We start from the raw sequence: 19,814 nt of genomic DNA on the forward strand, positions 1-19,814 counted from the left end.
ATTAAAGTAATTTTTGCAATTGGCGTTCTAAGTCGGCTAAGTTTTTAAAATATTCAAAATCTAATTCCATCTTTTGCTTTTTCAGCAATTGTATGATATTCGATATGATATCCAACGGATCGGCTTCTACACCTTCCATTTGGTCATTAAAATTAATCCCAACAATAAAACTTTCATTATAAATATTTACTAAATAATCTTCAATAAAAGTGGTAAGACATATTTCTTGGAGCGTATAATCTCGCCAAATATCAACACAACAAGCTTTAGCCAAATCTTCGTTATCCCAAAAACAAACCACATTCACAGGTTCATTTGCATTATTTTTGAATAACAGCGATTGTGAAATAGCTATTTCGTTTTTATGCTCAATAATAAAAACCTTATTATTTTGAACAATTTGGTTTAAAAAATCTTCAATCATTTTCGCTTCCATTAAATTACAAATTTACCATCGCTCATAACCAATTTTCTATCGGCTAAATTTGCCAATTCTTCATTGTGGGTAACAATTACAAATGTTTGTCCGAAATTATCGCGCAGTTTAAAAAAAAGTTCATGTAAATTTTCAGCTGAAGTAGTGTCTAAATTACCCGATGGTTCATCTGCAAAAATCACTGCCGGTTGATTGATTAATGCACGTGCCACAGCTACTCGTTGCTGCTCACCACCCGACAATTCAGAGGGGAAATGATTTATTCTGTGACTTAAACCTAGATAATCAAGCAATTTTTTAGCCTCGTGCACTGCTTCTTCTTTCGATTTACCAGCAATAAACGCCGGAATACACACATTTTCTATTGCTGTAAATTCAGGCAGTAATTGATGAAACTGAAAAATAAAACCCAAATTTTTATTTCTAAATGCAGCCAATTGTTGGTTTCTTAACTTTAAAACATTGGTGTTGTTAATCATAAGTTTGGCATTTGTGTCTTTCTCAGGAAAATCTAAAACGCCCAAAATTTGCAACAAAGTAGTTTTTCCGGCACCCGAAGCTCCAACAATAGCCACAACCTCGCCTTTATTTATTTCGATTGAAACATTTTTTAAAACTTGTAAACCATTAAATTGTTTACTGATATTTTCAGCTTTAATCATATTCATGTATTTACCAACGAAATTAATTAAACTTTTAGTTAAATAATATTATTAACCATTTTTTTAATCGTAACTTTAAAATTAAATTGTAAATTTTATTGATTATGACAGTAGTAAAAGAACAAACAGCAATTTTTGCAAATGGATGTTTTTGGTGTTCTGAGGCCATTTTTCAGAAAATTAACGGAGTTAAAGAAGTGCTGCCCGGTTATATTGGTGGAACAACTGAAAACCCAACTTATGAAGAAGTTTGCACAGGCCAAACCAATCACGCCGAAGCTATTAAGATTGTTTTTAATGAAGAATTGGTATCTTATCAAGAGTTATTAGAAGTTTTTTTTGCTACCCACGACCCTACTACGCTGAACAGACAAGGAAATGATATAGGAACCCAATACCGAAGTGAAATTTTTTACACCAATGGAAGTCAAAAAGAACAGGCAATGTTGTTCGTAAAAATTTTAAACGAGGAAAATATATTCGAAAAGAAAGTAGTGACAAAAGTTTCCAAAGCCGACACGTTTTATTTGGCTGAAAATTACCACCAAAATTATTTTAACAACAATCCCGAAAAAAGTTATTGTGCAATGGTTGTGTCACCAAAGGTAAAAAAATTCGAGAAATTTTTTCAAGAACATATTACTAAATAATTTGGCATATTGTTTGTTTAATATCAGTAAATTAAATAAAAATTTGAAATGAATGAAATTGTAATTAAACCTGAAGCAATCACAACTGATAAGCAAAAATATCGTTTGCTATTTTTGGGATTGTTGTTTGATTTTATTGGAACTTTATCGTTTACGATTCCTTTTTTAGGCGAGTTTACAGATGTGATTTGGGCGCCCATATCGGCTATTTTACTAAAAACCTTGTACAAAGGAACCATAGGTACTATTGGCGGTATGGTTTCTTTCGTAGAAGAGATTTTACCCGGTCTTGATTTCGTACCTACCTTTACACTCACTTGGTTGTACACTTATGTGTTTAAAAAACAGTAATTGAAGTTTTATTTTGTTTATTGATATAAAAAAAGAGCCGCAAAAAGGGCTCTTTTAATTTTTAATATAAACTTGGATATTGTTCAGGATTAGCCTCGTTCATAATGGCATATACTTTTTCAAATACATCTTCCGCTGATGGCTTCGAAAAATAATCGCCATCGGTTCCATAAGCAGGGCGATGCGCTTTTGCTGACAAAGTTTCCGGCTTACTGTCTAAAAACTTGTAGCCTTCTTGCTCATCAACAATTTGCTGTAAGATATAAGCCGAAGCTCCACCCGGAACATCTTCATCAACCACTAATAATCGATTTGTTTTCTGAAGCGATTTTACGCAATCGTGGTTTCTGTCAAATGGCAGTAATGACTGTGCATCAATGATTTCTACATCAATACCCATTTCTAACAATTCTTTTGCAGCTTGCTCCACAATTCGCAAGGTGGATCCGTATGAAACTATGGTTAAATCTTTTCCTTCTTTAATGGTTTCAACCACGCCAATAGGGGTTCTAAAAGCACCTAAATTGGTAGGCATTTTTTCTTTTAAGCGGTAACCGTTTAAACATTCAATAACCAATGCTGGCTCATCGGATTGCAACAAGGTATTGTAAAAACCAGCAGCTTTGGTCATATTTCTCGGTACTAAAACATGCATACCACGAATTGCATTAATAATCATTCCCATTGGGGAACCCGAATGCCAAATTCCTTCTAATCGATGGCCGCGTGTACGCACAATTAGTGGCGCTTTTTGTTTACCAGCGGTGCGGTATTGTACGGTAGCTAAATCATCGCTCATGATTTGCAAAGCATACAGCAGATAATCTAAATACTGAATTTCTGCAATTGGTCGTAAACCACGCATAGCCATGCCTATTCCTTGTCCCAAAATAGTGGCTTCGCGAATACCTGCATCTGAAACACGTGTTTCGCCGTATTTTTCTTGTAAACCTTCTAATCCTTGATTTACATCGCCAATATTACCTGAATCTTCACCAAAAATTAATGTTTCGGGATGATTTTCAAATATTTTATCAAAATTATTTCTAATGATTAAACGCGCATCAACCAGTTCAGAATGATCGTCATAAACAGGCGTTACTTCTTCGATATTTTCGGCTTTTTTGGCTGAATGCGACATTAAATGCGAACTAAACTTTGGCTGAATTTCATCTGTATAGTTTTTGATCCAAGCGGCTAATGTGTGTTGGCCCGCTTCACCAATAACCATACGCAAAATTTTGCGTGCAGTTGCTAAAAGTTCTTTGCGAATAGGTTCTTTTATACTGTTTAAATCGGCAATCATTTTTTCAATAAACACTTTGTTTGCCGAAGAAGCTGCTACTGCATTCAAAACTTGTACTAAGGCAGTTCTCTCTTCTTTAATAGGGTTTAGATAAGCTTCCCAAGCTGTTCTTTTGCCTGCTAAAACTTCTTTCTTTAATTCGGCATCTAAAGTGTCTAATTCTTCATTAGTTGCGATATTGTTATCAATCATCCACGAGCGCATTTTAACGATACAGTCAAAATCGCTTTCCCATTGCAAACGGTCTGTTGATTTATAACGTTCGTGCGATCCAGAAGTAGAGTGTCCTTGAGGCTGGGTTAATTCTTTTACGTGAATTAATACCGGTATGTGGTTGGTGCGGGCTATCTGTGCTGCTTTTGCATAAGTGTCAACCAAGGCGGGATAATCCCATCCTGAAACGGTTAATACTTCATATCCATTTGTGTTTTCTTCTTTTTGGAATCCTTTTAAAATTTCAGAAATACTTTCTTTGGTTGTTTGGTGGCGTGCATGTACAGAAATACCATACATATCGTCCCAAACACTCATAACCATTGGCACTTGCAAAACTCCGGCAGCATTGATTGTTTCAAAAAACAAGCCTTCAGAAGTCGATGCATTTCCTATGGTTCCCCAAGCTACTTCATTTCCTTCTACAGAAAATTTTTGTTCTTTATCGGCATTAGGAAATTCACGGTATATTTTTGATGCTTGTGCCAGACCTAGCAAACGAGGCATTTGCCCTGCTGTGGGAGATATATCGGCACTTGAATTTTTTTGTTGGGTAAGGTTTTTCCACTCCCCGTTTTCATCTAAGCTGTGTGTGGCAAAATGTCCGCCCATTTGGCGACCACCAGACATGGGATCATGTACCACATCTGCATGACCATATAATCCGGCAAAAAACTGCTGAATGTTTAAAGCACCAATTGCCATCATAAAAGTTTGATCGCGGTAATAACCTGAACGAAAATCGCCATTTTTAAATGCTTTTGCCATTGCAAGTTGGGGCACTTCTTTTCCATCGCCAAAAATCCCGAATTTTGCTTTTCCGGTTAAAACTTCTTTTCGGCCTAACAAACTACATTCACGCGATATGCGTGCTGTTTTGTAATCGTTTAAAACTTCTTTTTTAAAATCTTCAAAAGTTAAAGCTTCTTTTGTAGCTGCTTGCGTCATAATATATAGGAACTGTTTGAAACAAATTTATTTAATTTACGAAATTAAACAATCAATCACTAAAAAACTAATTTTATAAAAAATTATCGAAACGAATTACTTGTTTTATTGTTGTATTTGTAAAAACCAAAACCGCCTTAAACAAAAAGTTTAAAGCGGTTTTATTATTTGGATCATTTGTATGATGAAAGCGTTTATTCTTCTGAATTTTCTGCTTCTTGTTTTGCTTTAAGTGCTTCTGCACGTTCGCGTTCTGCTGATCCTTTAATGGTATCAACCAAAATAGGTGTTGAAATAAATAGTGATGAATAGGTTCCTACTCCAATTCCCAATAGCATTGCGAACACAAATCCACGGATTGATTCCCCACCAAAGATAAACATGATTAACAATATTAAAATCACGGTTGCAGAAGTGTTGAATGTTCTTGAAAGTGTGGTGTTAATTGATTTGTTTACCACTTCTTCAAAAGATCCTTCCACATCACCTCTAATAAAATCACGAACACGATCGAATACAATTACGGTATCGTTCAATGAATAACCAATTACAGTAAGTAAAGCTGCTACTAGTGATTGATCTACTTCCATGTTAAACGGTGCGAATTTATAAAAGAATGAGTAAACACCTAATACAAACAACACATCGTGTGCCACAGCTACTACCGCACCTAGTGAATATTGCCATCTGCGGAATGAAATTGCTAAGTAAACAAACACTACTAACAATGCACCACCTACAGCCCAGTAAGCATCGGTTTTTACATCTTTTGCCACAGTTGGCCCTACTTTTGATGCTTGTACAATTCCTAAACCACTTCCTGCTGGATGTGTGAATTGATCATAACTTAAATCGGTTTTAAAGTAAGGCTTTAAGTTATCATAAAGTATTTTGTTTACTTCTTGATCTACTTGTGCACTTTCCTCATCGACCTTATATTTGGTAGTAATTTTTAGTTTTGAATCTTTTCCAAAAATTTTAGCTTCTACGTTGCTATCAAAAACTTTTGATAATTTGTTTGAAACAGATGATGCATCCACATCATTATCAAACTGCACTTGGAATGTTCTACCTCCTGTAAAGTCAATTCCATAATTTAATCCGTTTATGAATAAGGTTCCAACACATAACAACATAGTGATTGTGGTGAACACATAAGCGATTTTCTTTTTTCCTAAGAAATCAAAATTGATATTTGTAAACCAATTTTTAGTGATTTTTGTACTAAATGACAATTTCGAATCTTTTGCTTCTGCCCAATCTACTAAAACTCTTGTAATAACAATTGCCGTGAATACGGATGTTCCAATACCGATTAATAAAGTAGTTGCAAACCCTTTGATTGGTCCAGAACCAAAAATCAACAACACTAAACCGGTCAAAGCAGTTGTAACGTTTGCATCGGTAATTGCAGACATGGCACCACTCCACGAAAAGGCATGCTTTATCGCTTCTTTCGAAGTTTGTCCTGCTCGAAGTGATTCTTTTGCCCGCTCGTAAATAAGTATGTTTGCATCTACTGCCGTTCCAATTGTTAAAACAATACCTGCAATTCCTGGTAAAGTTAAAACAGCTCCGATACTAGCCAAAATACCAAATATAAATAATAAGTTTACTGCCAATGCAATGTTTGCGAACCAACCTGCTTTGCCATAGAAGAAAATCATCCATAAAGCAATGATGATTAAACCTACTACTGAAGAGGTCATACCTGCATCGATAGCTGCTTGCCCTAATGAAGGACCTACAATTTCTGACGAAACAATATCTACAGAGGCTGGCAATTTACCTGCTTTTAGAATATTTGCTAAATCTTTTGCTTCGTCAACAGTAAAGCTACCAGATATACTTGAGTTACCACCCGATATTCCACCTTGCTGAGTAACACCTGGAGCTGAATACACTACATTGTCTAATGTAATTGCGATACTTGATTGTTGCGAGTAAGCTTTTGCAGTTAATTCCTCCCAAACTTTTGCACCATTTGCATTCATCTGCATTGATACATTCGGTTCATTTTTTATTTGATCATAATCTTGTCTTGCATCTGTGATAACCGAACCTGATAAAGGAGCTGCATTTTGTGCATTTCCTTTTAAAGCATATAATTCTACAATATTAGCTTCTTTTTTAGGTTTTCCCCATGCAAATTTCACATACCGCAATTCGCCATTTAATAGTCCACGAACTTGTGGATCTTTTAAATATGTATTGATTTGTGCAGTATCTTTTGTAGCAAAAAACGCAATGATTGGAGAACCTTGATAACCTGGCGCTTGAATCAATGAAAGGATTGGTCCTAAATCTTGTTGTGTATTTGCTGTTGTATCTTTAGAAACACCCGTTAATAATTTATCAACATCGGTTTTAGGTTTTGCGGTGCTATCGTTTGCGACAACAGCCGCTAGTTTTTCCGTATTTTTCTCTTTTAGAACGGCATTGGCTGCAAATACAAAATCACCCAATTGTTCTGATTTATAAGTTTCCCAGAACTCTAATTGTGCCGTAGATTGCAACAGGTTTTTAATACGATCAATATCTTTTGCTCCGGGTAATTCTACCAAGATTCGTCCAGATTCACCCACCATTTGAATAGTTGGAGAAACCACACCAAATTTATCAATACGCTCACCAAAAACACGGTAGGCACTTTCTATTGCTTCTTTTACTTTAGCGTTGATGATGGTTTTCACCTGCGCATCGCTCATGGAAGGGTTTACTTCTTGCAAGTTTCTGTTTGCAAAAATTTCAGATGAAGATAATTTTACTTTTCCTGCTGAAACTTTTTCAAACGATTCATAAAACGATTCCAAATAGGTTTGATTTCCATCGCGGTTTTTCTCTGCTTCAGACAATGCTTGATTGAAAACGGCGTTTTTTGAGTCGTTTGACAATCCTTTTAAAATGTCTTTAACAGAAATTTGAAGCATCACGTTGATACCTCCTTCTAAATCTAAACCTTTTTGAATTTGTTCTGAACGTACTTGAGCAAAAGTTTTTCCTAAATAAACCTTTTCGTTTGAAATTGAATCTAAGTAACGAGCTTCTTTGGTTAAATCACCTTTAGAAAACTCTTTTGCTTTACTTTCATAATGATTCGTTACAAACGTAAAGGACAATTGGTAAATACTTACCAACGCAAAAACAATCGCAATAAACTTAACGAGTCCTTTATTCTGCATTTTTTAAAAATTAATAGTTTTTAAATGATTTTGTTTGAATGATTTCGCTTTAAAACGAAAAAATCTTATAAAACGGACAAATATATAACTTCACAAAAGATTTAACAATAAAAAAAGAGGTTAATTTGAATATCTTTTTAGGAGGTTATTAACAATTTGACGTATAAAAAAAAAACCGACTTCCGTCGGTTTTTATATTGTTTTAAGCATCAATGTTTGCATAAACAGCGTTTTTCTCTATAAACTCTCTTCGAGGTGGCACTTCATCGCCCATTAACATGGAAAAAACACGGTCTGCTTCGGCTAAATTGTCCACTGTAATTTGGCGAAGGGTTCTAAATTCAGGATTCATGGTGGTTTCCCATAATTGTTCTGCATTCATCTCTCCTAAACCTTTATAGCGTTGTACCGATGCGCCTTGACCCATTTGTTCCATTAGTGCAATGCGTTCTTCATCGTTCCATGCATATTGTTTTTTTGTTCCTTTTTTCACCATATAAAGCGGTGGTGTAGCAATATAAACATATCCCCTTTCAATTAGATCGCGCATATATCTAAAGAAAAATGTAAGTATCAATGTGGCAATGTGGCTTCCATCCACATCGGCATCACACATAATAACTACTTTATGGTAACGCAATTTCGAAAGATTCAATGCTTTACTATCCTCTTCGGTACCAATGGTTACACCTAATGCCGTGAAAATATTACGAATTTCTTCATTTTCAAAAACCTTGTGTCCCATTGCTTTTTCAACGTTCAAAATTTTTCCTCGCAAAGGCATAATGGCTTGAAAATTTCGATCGCGTCCTTGTTTTGCAGTTCCACCTGCGGAATCTCCCTCTACGAAGAAAATTTCACATTTTTCTGGATTTTGCTCTGAACAATCTGATAGTTTTCCTGGTAAACCACCTCCGCTCATTACTGTTTTACGTTGCACCATTTCGCGTGCTTTTTTAGCTGCGTGGCGTGCTTGTGCGGCTAAAATTACTTTTTGAATGATGGTTTTGGCATCTTGCGGGTTTTCTTCCAAATAAGCTTCAAGCATATCGGCAACCGCTTGTGATACCGGAGAAACCACTTCACGGTTTCCAAGTTTGGTTTTGGTTTGTCCTTCAAACTGTGGTTCCATTACTTTAACAGAAATAATGGCTGTTAAACCTTCACGGAAATCATCGCCCGAAATTTCAAACTTTAATTTATCTAATAATCCGGATGTATCTGCATATTTTTTCAACGTGCGGGTTAACCCCATACGGAAACCTTGCAAATGTGTTCCTCCTTCGTGTGTATTGATATTGTTTACATACGAATAAATATTTTCTGAATAACTGTCGTTATAAATCAAAGCCACTTCTACAGGAATCTCGCCTTTTTCATTTTCCATATTAATTACATGGCTGATGATTGGGGTGCGGTTCCCGTCTAAAAAGCGTACATATTCTTTTAACCCTTCTTTTGAATGGAATGTTTCGCTGTGTGCTTCGCCCTTGTCGTTTACATTGCGTAAATCGGTCAATGTAATGGTTATTCCTTTATTTAAAAAGGATAATTCGCGCAAACGTGCTGCTAAAGTATCGTAAGAATACTCTAAGGTTTGTGTAAAAATGGTAGCATCTGGTTTAAAAGTAACCTTTGTACCAGTTTTATTGGTTTCACCAATTGGGCGTGCCGGATAAACTGCTTTTCCGCGTTCGTATTCTTGTTCCCAAATTTTACCATCGCGGTGCACTTCTGCACGCAAATGATCTGATAAGGCGTTTACACACGATACACCTACCCCGTGCAATCCACCAGAAACTTTATATGAATCTTTATCGAATTTTCCACCAGCACCAATTTTGGTCATAACCACTTCTAATGCAGATACGCCTTCTTTTTTGTGCATATCCACAGGGATTCCACGACCGTTATCTTGAACTGAAATTGAATTGTCTTGATTGATGATAACTTGGATGGAATCACAGTAACCTGCCAATGCTTCATCTATAGAGTTATCAACAACTTCGTAAACTAAATGGTGCAACCCGCGAACACCCACATCACCAATATACATTGACGGACGCATGCGCACGTGTTCCATTCCCTCTAAAGCCTGAATACTGTCGGCTGAATACGAATTTTTCTTTACTTCTTCACTCATAATTTTAAGGTGTACTAAAATATACTAAACTACAAATATACTAAATTTTACCGAATTTTTGCCCTCTAAAAGCATTTATTGTTTTTGAAGTTATCAACACTACAAATCGTTAAAACTAATATATATTTAATATTTGATACAAAATGGTGTTGAATGTTATTTCACTACCAATTTCTTTATGTAATAATTGTTGCACTAATGGTGCTTTTTCTGAAACACAAAATATTTTTTGGTTTTGATACAGAACAGCTTGTAATGGAACACTGATATATAATATAGATTGATTGATTTTTACAACAGAGCCAAAGGTCACTTTTTGCACCTTTTTTTCTGTTGGCAATGTGCGTGCAATTTGATGCATTTCCTGCAACTGCTGTAATTTTGCAGTCAATTTTTCTTGTTCTAAGTGCATCATTGCCAAGCCGGTTTCGTGTTTATCACCAGCTGAACTCTTGGCATCGTTTAAAGAATCGGTTGCCAAATCGGTTATTTGGTTTTGTATAATTGCTAGCTGATTGCTTAGCGTATTTAAAACCAGTTGTTTTAGTTCTTTTCTATCCATAAAAATAAAGCCCTTTTGGAGCTTTTGTAGTCAACTTCTGTTCGATTGTGATTAGTTGTGAACCAAACGATCTAAATGAAGATGCTGATTCTGTGAAAGTTCTTATTGAAACCGTTTGTTTATTCTATCTTAAAAAAAGGGCTTCAAGGCTTAAAAAGCTTTGAAGCAATATAATAGCTACAAGGTTTTTAAAACCTTGTAGCATTTTAATTATTGCTTTTATTTAAAATCGAATTTATATATGGCTCCACCCAACACTTGCAAACCTTGCACTTGGTATTGGTTAAAACGCAAATAATTTTCGTTTGCTAAATTTAATCCTTTGGCAAAAATAGTCCACTGAGCAGTTGGTCTATACCCCACAGTAACATTCAAATCATAGAAATCGCCCAGTTTTATATCATCGTTCATACTAGATATCGGAGCACCGCTGAACTCGTAGCGTTGCCCAACATATCCTAAATTCGCGTCGGCAAACCATTGATTAGTAAAGTTATACAATACGTTTACATTAATTTTTCCTTGAGGTATATGAAACACATTTTGATATTGGTCTAAATTGAAACTATTGTATTCCCCTGATAAACCAATTTGAGCTTTTCCAGAAAAATCAAAATTCAACTCACCAAATAAGGTAAATGTGGTTACTTTATCATAAATCAAACCAAAAGAGTTTCCGTATTGATAGCCTTGTTTATTTTGTAGATTGATGTTGTATGGATTAATGGTAAACATGGCTTTATCGTCTTCGTTCTTGTAATTTGCACGAACATTATATGATAAATTATGATACAATTTTCCTTTCATACCAGCATACACATCATAATTGGTTCTGGTTGGTCTTAAAACGAAAGACGGTGCCAAAAACGGATTTTGATCTGCTAAGTCGGCATACGAATTTTGTTGCACTCCTCCTACTGCTCCTAAATAGGCCTGCACGATGTTTGGAACAAGATTAAAATTGGCTTTCACCATTGGATAAATTACTAACGAATTGTTTTCAATTCCTTGTTCTTTGCCTAAAATATACGTTAAACCAGCACCTAATTCCAATGAATAATCGGCATCAAAAAACTTGATACTTGGGTTCGCAGATAAGTTTAAGTGACTGTATGTATCTACCAAATTATCAATACCATTGTTTGCAAATTGTGTGTTTACATAATCTGCTTCTAAATTTATATATACGGTATTATTGGGTAGTTCCACACTAAATTTTGGCGCAACCACAAAGCGGCTTTCTTTACTGCTGTAATCGTCCCAAAAATATTTGTATCGAGCATCTATTTTTTCGAAAGCACCGATATAACTTTCATAAGAAGCACCAATATGCACATCGTTGTATTTTTGCAAAGGATCAACCAAATCAAAATTAAAATTCGACACGAAAAAATCGGCAGGTGTTCCATACCAATTGTATTTAGATGTCATTGCTCCAAATTGGGTGTTCCATTGATTGTTTTCGTTGCGTTGACCCAGCGTGAAATCTAAATTACTTTTGCTGAACGAATCATCTAATTGCACATTTTCGATACCACCGCCCGACGATATGTGCTTAAGCAAACCGCCCACATACATATTTTTACTTCCAATGGTTTCTACAATACCCAATTCACCACGAATGGTGTTGTAATTTCCAAAACCAAACAATGCATAATTGCTGTAAAATTTTGCCAACGAATCATTGTCAACCTTTGCAGCTTCGCCTTTTGCTGGTGAAAAGGTAGATGCAACCGGAACCGAAAAAATAGTGTATTTTACTTCTTTTTTCTGGTTTATGTCTTCGTCTTCAATTAACGGGTTATCGTTAATTTTAAAAGCGTCGTTCAAAGTAGCTTGATATTCCGATGTTACGTTTACAACTTCGGTTCCTACTCCCTTATTCTTTTTATCTTTATCTTCTTGTGCATTTGCCTGATGAGCAAAAAATGCCGCTGCTATAGTGATGCTTAATGCGTACTTTTTCATAAAAAATTATTTAACCGATGAATTTCGTTTCGATTCTTCTGTTTTAATGCGATTCAACTCTGTCTTGGCTTCAGTTACCACATCTGCATATTCTGTGGCATTAGAAATTACACTCTCCAAAATATAAGTTGCCTGGTAACTGTCTTTCAATTGATAGAAGTTTTTAGCCAGCAAAACCAAGCCTTTGGCATTGTAATATTTATTTGCCGAATATTCTTTTACCAATTTTTCTATGATTTTGTTTGATGCATCGTATTTTTTATCAGCATTTTTAAAATAAGCATCATAATACAAAGCTTCGGCTTTTAAATCACCCGATGCAATACTATTTAACTGCTCGTATAATTTACGCGCATTGGCAGTATCGCTGTTTTTAAACGCCATTCGGGCGCTAATCGCAATAGCATCTGCTTTAATGCGCTTGTCCACTTTGCTGTTGGCAGCCAAAATATTGGCATATTTTGCAGCAGTGTTCATATCGTTTTCTTCATAAGCAATTTTCATAAGGTTTGCTTGTGCAAAAAGCTTATTATTGTCATTACTAGCATTGATTTCTAACAAATTCAAGACACGTTGAGCGTTTGTTTTGTCTTTTTCATTGAGATACATATTAGAAAGTCGAATTAAAGATTGCTCTGTATATTCCGATTTTCCTCGTTTTACCACCTGCTCATAATTGGCTTTCGCCTCGGCTACTTTATTATTTCCAAAATAAATTTCTGCCATGTTAAAATAAGCTTTTGTAGCATGTAATCCGTTGGGATAATTGCTCACATAATCGTTTAAGCTTTTCAACGCACCTTCGTTATTATTTTGTGCCATTTGACTTTCTGCCGACGTGAACACATCGTTTTCTAATTCGGCGGTAGAAATATCCACAAAATCCAGATTTTTAACCCAAGCGGCAAATTCATTAGATCTTCCTGAATCTAAATAAACAATTCGTGCATTTTGAACCGCTTCCATGGTATCTTGCGAACCCGGATAATCGGCCACCACTTTTTTAAATCGTTCAATTGCCTTGTCTTCTTGGTTTGCATTCACATAAACCAATCCTTGACGCAGAATTGTTTTTGAAATTAAATTAGACTGCGGATAATTGCTAATTAATTGATTAAATGTTTCAATAGATTTGTTGGTTTGATTGGTGTTGGCATAGGTGCTTCCCAATTCATAAATGGCGTCATCTATTAAACTAGACGACTTATAATTAGCGATAAATTTTTGTAATTCTTCAATTTTTGTGGGCGTTTTATCGATAAAACCATACGATATAGCTTTTTGATATGCCGCATAATCTTTATAAGGCGAATTGCTGTTTAAAATGGAGTTATACATTTCCATTGCCGCTCCGTATTGCTTGGTTACAAAGTATCCATCTGCCAAACGCAAAGTGGCATCGGATTTTTTAGCATCGTCTTTCACCGCCGCCAAATAATTTTTAAAGTGCGTATTGGCATTGCTGTAGTTTTTCAACTTGTAGGCAGCATATCCCAAATTGTATTCTGCGCTTTTAAATTCTGGCGTGTTTTGCGCTTGGGGCAATTGTTTAAAAGTGGTAAATGTTTGGTAGGCATCGCCAAAACGGTTCAATGCATATTCGCTTTCGCCTCGCCAATAAGTAGCCCTTGCCACATATTTATTGTCTTGGCGTTCCGCAATTGATTTATTGAACATACTGTTTGCCTGGCTGAATTTACCTTCATTGAACAGTTCCACTCCCCTATAAAAAGTAACTTTTTGATAAGCTGCTTTATTCAGTGGCGTGCGGTTTGATTCTAAAACTTCTAAAGCCGCTTTATAGTTTTTGGTTGATATATAAGAATCTACCAACAAGTCACTCAATTCTTGTTTGTAAGGCGTTTCGGGATATTTCACCAAAAAATCAGTTATTACTTCCGGAACACTTTTGTAAGGATTTCCAATATCGTAGCTTAATTTGGCATAATTTGCATACGCATCTTCTTGAATTTTTGCAGAAAAATCCATTTCAGAAGCATTTTTAAATGCGTTTAAAGCTTGTGTGCGTTGATTTAATTTTAAATAACTTTCACCCAAGTGATAATAGGCGTTTTGAGCCACAGCATCTTTTCCGCTGATAATTTTATTGAACTCAGAAACGGCTTTTTCGTAGTCTTTTTGTTGGTAATACGAATAGCCCAATTGATAAAAATCCACATTGCTTAGCTTTCCGTTTTTACCTTCATAAGCCAATAAATAGGGTAATGCTTTATCGTATTGTTTCAAGTTGAAATAGCTTTCGCCGATAATTTTTGAAAGCTCTGATTTTTCGGTTTCGGTAGATTTTGGCATTTGTGCCAAACCTTCTTCAATCGCTTTTTGAAAGTTTCCGCTTTTAAACTGCATATCGGCTTTGTAGTAGCCCATGCGTTCTTGATACTTTTCAACAGATTCCACATTGGCAAAGTATTCATTTGCTTGATCGTAATCGTTGTTGGCATACGAAATGTATCCTAAATAATATTTTGCTTGATTGCCATACGCTCCTTCCAAATCCACTTGATCGAGATATGTTTTTGCTTTGGCATTTTGCTTTTTGCTGAAATAAGCATATCCTTTTTGAAAATTGATACGATCCTTATCTGCCGGACTTAAAATGGCTTCGTTTATTTTTTCAGCATAACGCAAAGATTGATCGTAATCACCTTGCGAGAAGTAAAAATTGCTTACATCAACATAAGCTTGTGCTTGTTTACTGCTGGTGGGATAATCATAAATAAACTGACTGATTTTTTGTTCGGCTCCTGCCTGCCCTAAACGAATGGCGCAATTGGCACTGTAATATGCACTTTCTGCTTGTATTTCGTCGTTTGTATTTTTTATTTTTACTTGATCAAACAAAATTTGAGCAACGGCATATTGTTGTTCATTGTATAAACTTACTGCGTTGTAAAAATCTTTGTTTTCTTGCGTGTAGTTGTAAGATTGTTGGGCATTCATAGAAATTCCGCCCAACAAAAAGGATAGGTATAGAAAATGATTCGCTTTTCGCATTTCAACTATTTTTTTAAAAATCAAATATATTAAAATATATATATAATTGAAACGGATTATGTGATTATTAATTGTTTAAATAAGCGTTTTTTATTCGATCATGTACCTTGTTTTAAGTGGGAGATACAATGAAACACAACCTAATGTTAAGCCGAATTAAACTTACGCAATAAAAACTTTACAAATTTTACAAATTTTTAACTAAGAATCTGCTTTAACATAATTTTCTGCTAAAGATTTGCTTACACACCTTGTTCTATGTTTGTATCGAACAAAATACAAATAAACAATGAAAAAAATTTATGTAGGAAAAATAGCTTTTTTAGCTTTTGCTTCTTTATTCGTCACTTCATGCCAGGATGAAGCGATTCCTTCACAAGAAGAAGAAACCAACCCTGAAACCGAAGTTCCAGAAACAACTATTAACCTAGTGAATCATTCCAATATACCAGCATTGGTTTATGGAATGCCCGGATTTGAAGATTTAGAAATTTTAACGCTTATTTCATCTTCGGACAAGTTAGAACAATCTCCTAATTTTGTATTTGGTGCACAGCCAGACGGAGCCGGTTTCATGAAAAACCCAAGCGGTGAAGGTTTTATGATGATTACTAACCACGAAATTTTACAATCGGTATCGCGTGTGTTTTTAGACAAAAACTTTAAGCCGGTTCGTGGTGAATACATTGTTGATGCAGTTGGTGGAATGACACGGTTGTGTTCGGCTACCCTTGCAGAGCCGGCAGTTCATGGATTTGGACCGGTTTTTTTAACTGCGGGTGAATCGGGTGAAGAAAGCTTAGTGCATGCCATTGACCCATTGGGTTTTGTTAACGACCGTTCTAGAACAGACCGTGTGAAGCCCGCATTGGGAAGAGCAAGTATGGAAAACGCTGTTCCTTTACCTTCAGATGTATCGGGAAGTGGTACTTTTATTTTAATCGGTGAAGACCAAAGTTATTCAACCAATCATCAAAGTGCTGGTCAATTAATCATGTATCATTCCAACACACGTGGTGATTTGGATAACGGTAAGCTGTATGCTTTAAAAAGAATTGACAATACCATTACCGAAGGTAGCATGACAAAAAATCAATCGTATGCTGTGGAGTTTGTGGAAATTCCTAATGCTAAAAATTTAACAGGTGCCGAAATAAACGCTGCGAACATCACCAATAATGCCTTGCGTTTTTCAAGAGTTGAAGATGTGGATTACCGCAAAGGAAAAGGCAATGGAAACGAAATTTATTTTACTGCTACCGGACAAGCAAGTGGCGGACAACCAGTGCCTGGATATACCATGTGGGGACGTGTGTATAAATTGGTTTTAGATAAAAACAATATGTTTAAAGGAACATTAGAAATTATTGCAGAAGGTGATTCAAACCCTGGAAATGATTTAATAAACCCTGATAATATTTGTGTTACCGAAAACTATGTGTATATACAAGAAGATGGTGATTCTTTTTACGCTGGTGCCAATCATGACTCGTATATTTGGCAATACAGTATGGCAAAAAAATCGTATAAGCCTTGGTTAAATATGAAACACAACCGCGGCAATGCGGAATGGTTCAATTTATTTGACCAATCTGGTAAATTAGACAAATTTGGTTCATGGGAATATGGTGCGATGATCGATGTGTCTGATTTAGTGGGTATTCCTGGAACATTTGCCGTGAATATTCATCCACACACTTGGCAGAAACCTGAATTTTTGAATGCCGATGGCTCTGGTACACAAAGCAATAAAGAAGGCGGACAAGTAGTTTTAATTAAAAATGTTGAACGTTAATAACAAACAAACACTGGCTTTAGTGCCAGTGTTTTCTGTTTTTCTTGTAAAATGAAAAAAATAGTTCTTTTTTTATGTATTTCGCTGTTGTTCTTCCAATGTAAAAAAAACAACGATTACCAAATTAATCACGAGCAAACCGTGCAACAGCACATCATCAAAAACCTACAAAATCTATCGGAAGCTCTTCAAAATTTTGAACGCTTGGCACAGTCAAATGCTTCAGAAAGCGAATTGCAACAGCACTTTTTAAAATGCAGATTGCTTTTTAAAAACACCGAGTGGGCAACGGAATATTTCTTGCCCAAATCGTCTAAATTGTTAAACGGTCCGGCTTTGGATCATTTAGATTTAGAAGAAAATAAATTTTTAGATGCTGAAGGTTTTCAAGTTTTAGAAGAATATTTATATCCTCATTATCAAAAAGAGCAACAAACCGAAATTATTAAACAAATTCGCATTATTGATAATTTAATCAGAGCAGGCATTACAAATTTTGAAGCTACAAAACCTTCAAAAGAGCAAGTTTTTGATGCCCTGCGATTGGGTATATTTAAAATTACTACTTTAGGCATCACCGGTTTTGATACCCCTGTAAGCAGTTTGCTTTTTCCAGAATCGCAAGCCGCTTTAAAAGGTATTGAAGATGTTTTAAATATTTATAAAAATGAATTACAAAGGTTTGAATCATTCCAAAATTCGATGGAATTATTGAGAACCGCACAAACAACCATCAACCAATCATCCAATAAAAATACTTTTGATTATTTGGGATATATTATCAATTATTTAGATCCAATTGCACAAAAAATACATCAATTGCAGCTTGATGCCCAAATTCCGTTTGTTAAACGTGTGAGTATGTTAAAGCCAGATGCTGCTTCACTTTTTGCACGAGATGCTTTTGATTTGAATGCTGTTTCGGCAGATCAAAACTTAAAATCGAATCCAGAAAAAATTGAATTAGGAAAGAAATTATTTTACGACACGCACTTATCCAAAAATAATACCCGCAGCTGCGCAAGTTGTCATGATCCCGAGAAGGCATTTACCGACGGATTAAAAGTGGCTTCCGATTTGGCAGGTAGTCCGTTGCTTCGCAACACACCTTCTTTAAATTACGCAGGTTTTTATCACGGACAATTTTGGGATATGCGGCAAGCAGATATAGAATCGCTTACTACAAATGTGATTGAAAACCAAGAGGAGATGCACGGCAATATGGCAGATATTTTAAAAATGGTACAAACCGATGAGTACTATGCAACTTCATTTAAAAAGATTTATAAAGACAATAAAATTGAAGGTTGGCATGTTCAAAATGCATTGGCAAGCTATGTGAGATCGCTAAGTACGTTTTCTTCGAGATTTGACGATTATATGCGTGGTGAAAAAACAGCTTTAACTTCCTTAGAAAAAGAAGGATTTAATGTTTTTGTTGGTAAGGCAAAATGTGCAACCTGTCATTTTTTACCAATTTTTAACGGAACCGTTCCGCCACGGTTTTCCTCTTCAGAACAAGAAGTTTTGGGGGTTCCTGCTGATGTGGAAGTTACTATTTTAGACAACGATTTGGGAAGATATATATACAATACCGATTTGTATCAATTGAAAAATGCATTTAAAACGGTGACTGTTCGCAATATTGAAAAAACTGCTCCATATATGCACAACGGTGTTTTTAAGTCTTTAGAAGAGGTAGTAAACTTTTACAACAAAGGTGGCGGTTTGGGTTTTGGTTTATCAGTAGAAAACCAAACGCTTCCGGCAGATGCTTTAGATTTATCGGAACACGAACAAAAAGCACTCATTGCGTTTATGAAAGCCTTAAACGATCAATAAAAACAACAAAACCTTGCCAAAATTTAATACTTTGGCAAGGTTTTTTGTAATTAAAATTATCAGAAAGCAAGTATTGTGCTTATACAATTTTAGTAGAAGTTGTTATTCGATCTTAGTATGGTGCCCTTTCATACTCAAAAATTGAACAATTTCCTCTTTCCCGTCATTATCTATTTTAATAGTTGATATTCTTGAAATATTGTGTACCTCCTGCCCTTCTTTGTTTACAACAACTTTTACAGTTGTATGGTAAGCTTCCTTGGCATTCGTAAAACCTAGTTGGGAAAGTTCGAATTTAGAAATAGGCTGACTAATTATAAAGGTATTATTAGGAACTTCTATTTGATAAAACTTTGTTCCCATCACTTCAATAAAGTGTTTTATTTCTTCATTTTTCAATTGTTCAAAACCTTCTTTAAACTGCATCTTATAAGGTGGAATATGAGGGTTATTAAACACCATTTCACTAGTAACATTCATATATGCAGATGTTTCGGTGGCAATAGGCGCAGAAGTTGTAACAGTATCTTTCCAAGAAACGGTTTCTTCTGTTTGTCCATTGTTGTACTTAAAAGCGGTAAATTCGCCCACATATTTACCCGAAATTTTTTCTAATTTACTATCTAATTCTTGTGCATTTAATGTATATAAGTTTATACACAAGAACATAAAAAAAACTATTTTTTTCATGATTTTTCTAATAAAAATTTGTCAAAGTTTAATACTTTGGCAAGGTTGTTA

At 35.3% G+C, this 19,814-nt stretch carries 13 protein-coding genes; 4 read left to right on the forward strand and 9 right to left on the reverse strand.

Features of this window, described 5'->3' with window-relative positions:
• Window position 1: 1 nt before the first annotated feature.
• Window positions 2–436, reverse strand: coding sequence for a DUF2750 domain-containing protein (locus tag NPX36_RS13440; RefSeq protein ID WP_257499242.1), 435 nt, complete (start codon window positions 434–436; stop codon window positions 2–4).
• Window positions 436–1,098: an ABC transporter ATP-binding protein gene (locus NPX36_RS13445; RefSeq protein WP_257499243.1), complete on the reverse strand. Its 663-nt coding sequence runs from the start codon at window positions 1,096–1,098 to the stop codon at window positions 436–438. The genes NPX36_RS13440 and NPX36_RS13445 overlap by 1 nt, the downstream gene beginning before the upstream one ends.
• A 104-nt stretch (window positions 1,099–1,202) precedes the next feature.
• Between NPX36_RS13445 and msrA the strand changes: the two genes are divergently transcribed.
• Both msrA and NPX36_RS13455 read left to right on the forward strand, forming a co-directional pair.
• Window positions 1,203–1,748 (forward strand): peptide-methionine (S)-S-oxide reductase MsrA, encoded by a 546-nt coding sequence (gene msrA, locus NPX36_RS13450; RefSeq protein ID WP_257499244.1) that lies wholly within the window; start codon window positions 1,203–1,205, stop codon window positions 1,746–1,748.
• A 48-nt stretch (window positions 1,749–1,796) separates the two neighbouring features.
• Window positions 1,797–2,099: a hypothetical protein gene (locus NPX36_RS13455; protein WP_257499245.1), complete on the forward strand. Its 303-nt coding sequence runs from the start codon at window positions 1,797–1,799 to the stop codon at window positions 2,097–2,099.
• Between the two features lie 61 nt (window positions 2,100–2,160).
• Here the strand turns inward: NPX36_RS13455 and NPX36_RS13460 are convergent, their stop codons facing one another.
• The 6 genes from NPX36_RS13460 to NPX36_RS13485 all read right to left on the reverse strand — a co-directional run bounded on the left by NPX36_RS13460 (window position 2,161) and on the right by NPX36_RS13485 (window position 15,436).
• A complete protein-coding gene (locus tag NPX36_RS13460) occupies window positions 2,161–4,566 on the reverse strand; it encodes an alpha-ketoacid dehydrogenase subunit alpha/beta (protein WP_257499246.1) in 2,406 nt (801 codons plus the stop codon).
• A 194-nt stretch (window positions 4,567–4,760) separates the two neighbouring features.
• On the reverse strand, window positions 4,761–7,748 hold the full coding sequence (secDF, locus tag NPX36_RS13465) for a protein translocase subunit SecDF (protein WP_257499247.1): 2,988 nt from the start codon (window positions 7,746–7,748) through the stop codon (window positions 4,761–4,763).
• Window positions 7,749–7,950: 202 nt separating this feature from the next.
• Window positions 7,951–9,891, reverse strand: coding sequence for a DNA topoisomerase (ATP-hydrolyzing) subunit B (gyrB, locus tag NPX36_RS13470; RefSeq protein WP_257499248.1), 1,941 nt, complete (start codon window positions 9,889–9,891; stop codon window positions 7,951–7,953).
• Window positions 9,892–10,006: 115 nt separating this feature from the next.
• Window positions 10,007–10,453 carry a hypothetical protein gene (locus NPX36_RS13475; protein ID WP_257499249.1) on the reverse strand — a complete coding sequence of 149 codons (447 nt, stop codon included), beginning with the start codon at window positions 10,451–10,453 and terminating at the stop codon, window positions 10,007–10,009.
• Between the two features lie 219 nt (window positions 10,454–10,672).
• A complete protein-coding gene (locus NPX36_RS13480) occupies window positions 10,673–12,421 on the reverse strand; it encodes a TonB-dependent receptor (protein WP_257499250.1) in 1,749 nt (582 codons plus the stop codon).
• Window positions 12,422–12,427: 6 nt separating this feature from the next.
• Window positions 12,428–15,436, reverse strand: a complete 3,009-nt coding sequence (locus tag NPX36_RS13485) for a tetratricopeptide repeat protein (RefSeq protein ID WP_257499251.1) — start codon at window positions 15,434–15,436, stop codon at window positions 12,428–12,430.
• 289 nt (window positions 15,437–15,725) lie between these two features.
• Between NPX36_RS13485 and NPX36_RS13490 the strand changes: the two genes are divergently transcribed.
• Both NPX36_RS13490 and NPX36_RS13495 read left to right on the forward strand, forming a co-directional pair.
• The gene (locus NPX36_RS13490) at window positions 15,726–17,231 is read left to right on the forward strand and encodes a PhoX family protein (protein WP_257499252.1); all 1,506 of its coding nucleotides are present in this window, start codon (window positions 15,726–15,728) and stop codon (window positions 17,229–17,231) included.
• A 51-nt stretch (window positions 17,232–17,282) separates the two neighbouring features.
• Complete coding sequence (locus NPX36_RS13495) at window positions 17,283–19,073, forward strand: cytochrome-c peroxidase (RefSeq protein WP_257499253.1); 1,791 nt, start codon at window positions 17,283–17,285, stop codon at window positions 19,071–19,073.
• Window positions 19,074–19,175: 102 nt separating this feature from the next.
• On the opposite strand, the gene NPX36_RS13500 is transcribed toward NPX36_RS13495, so the two are convergent.
• Window positions 19,176–19,763 carry a hypothetical protein gene (locus NPX36_RS13500; protein ID WP_257499254.1) on the reverse strand — a complete coding sequence of 196 codons (588 nt, stop codon included), beginning with the start codon at window positions 19,761–19,763 and terminating at the stop codon, window positions 19,176–19,178.
• Between the last annotated feature and the right edge of the window lie 51 nt (window positions 19,764–19,814).

This window comes from Paenimyroides aestuarii, from assembly GCF_024628805.1.
Lineage (GTDB): Bacteria > Bacteroidota > Bacteroidia > Flavobacteriales > Flavobacteriaceae > Flavobacterium > Flavobacterium aestuarii_A.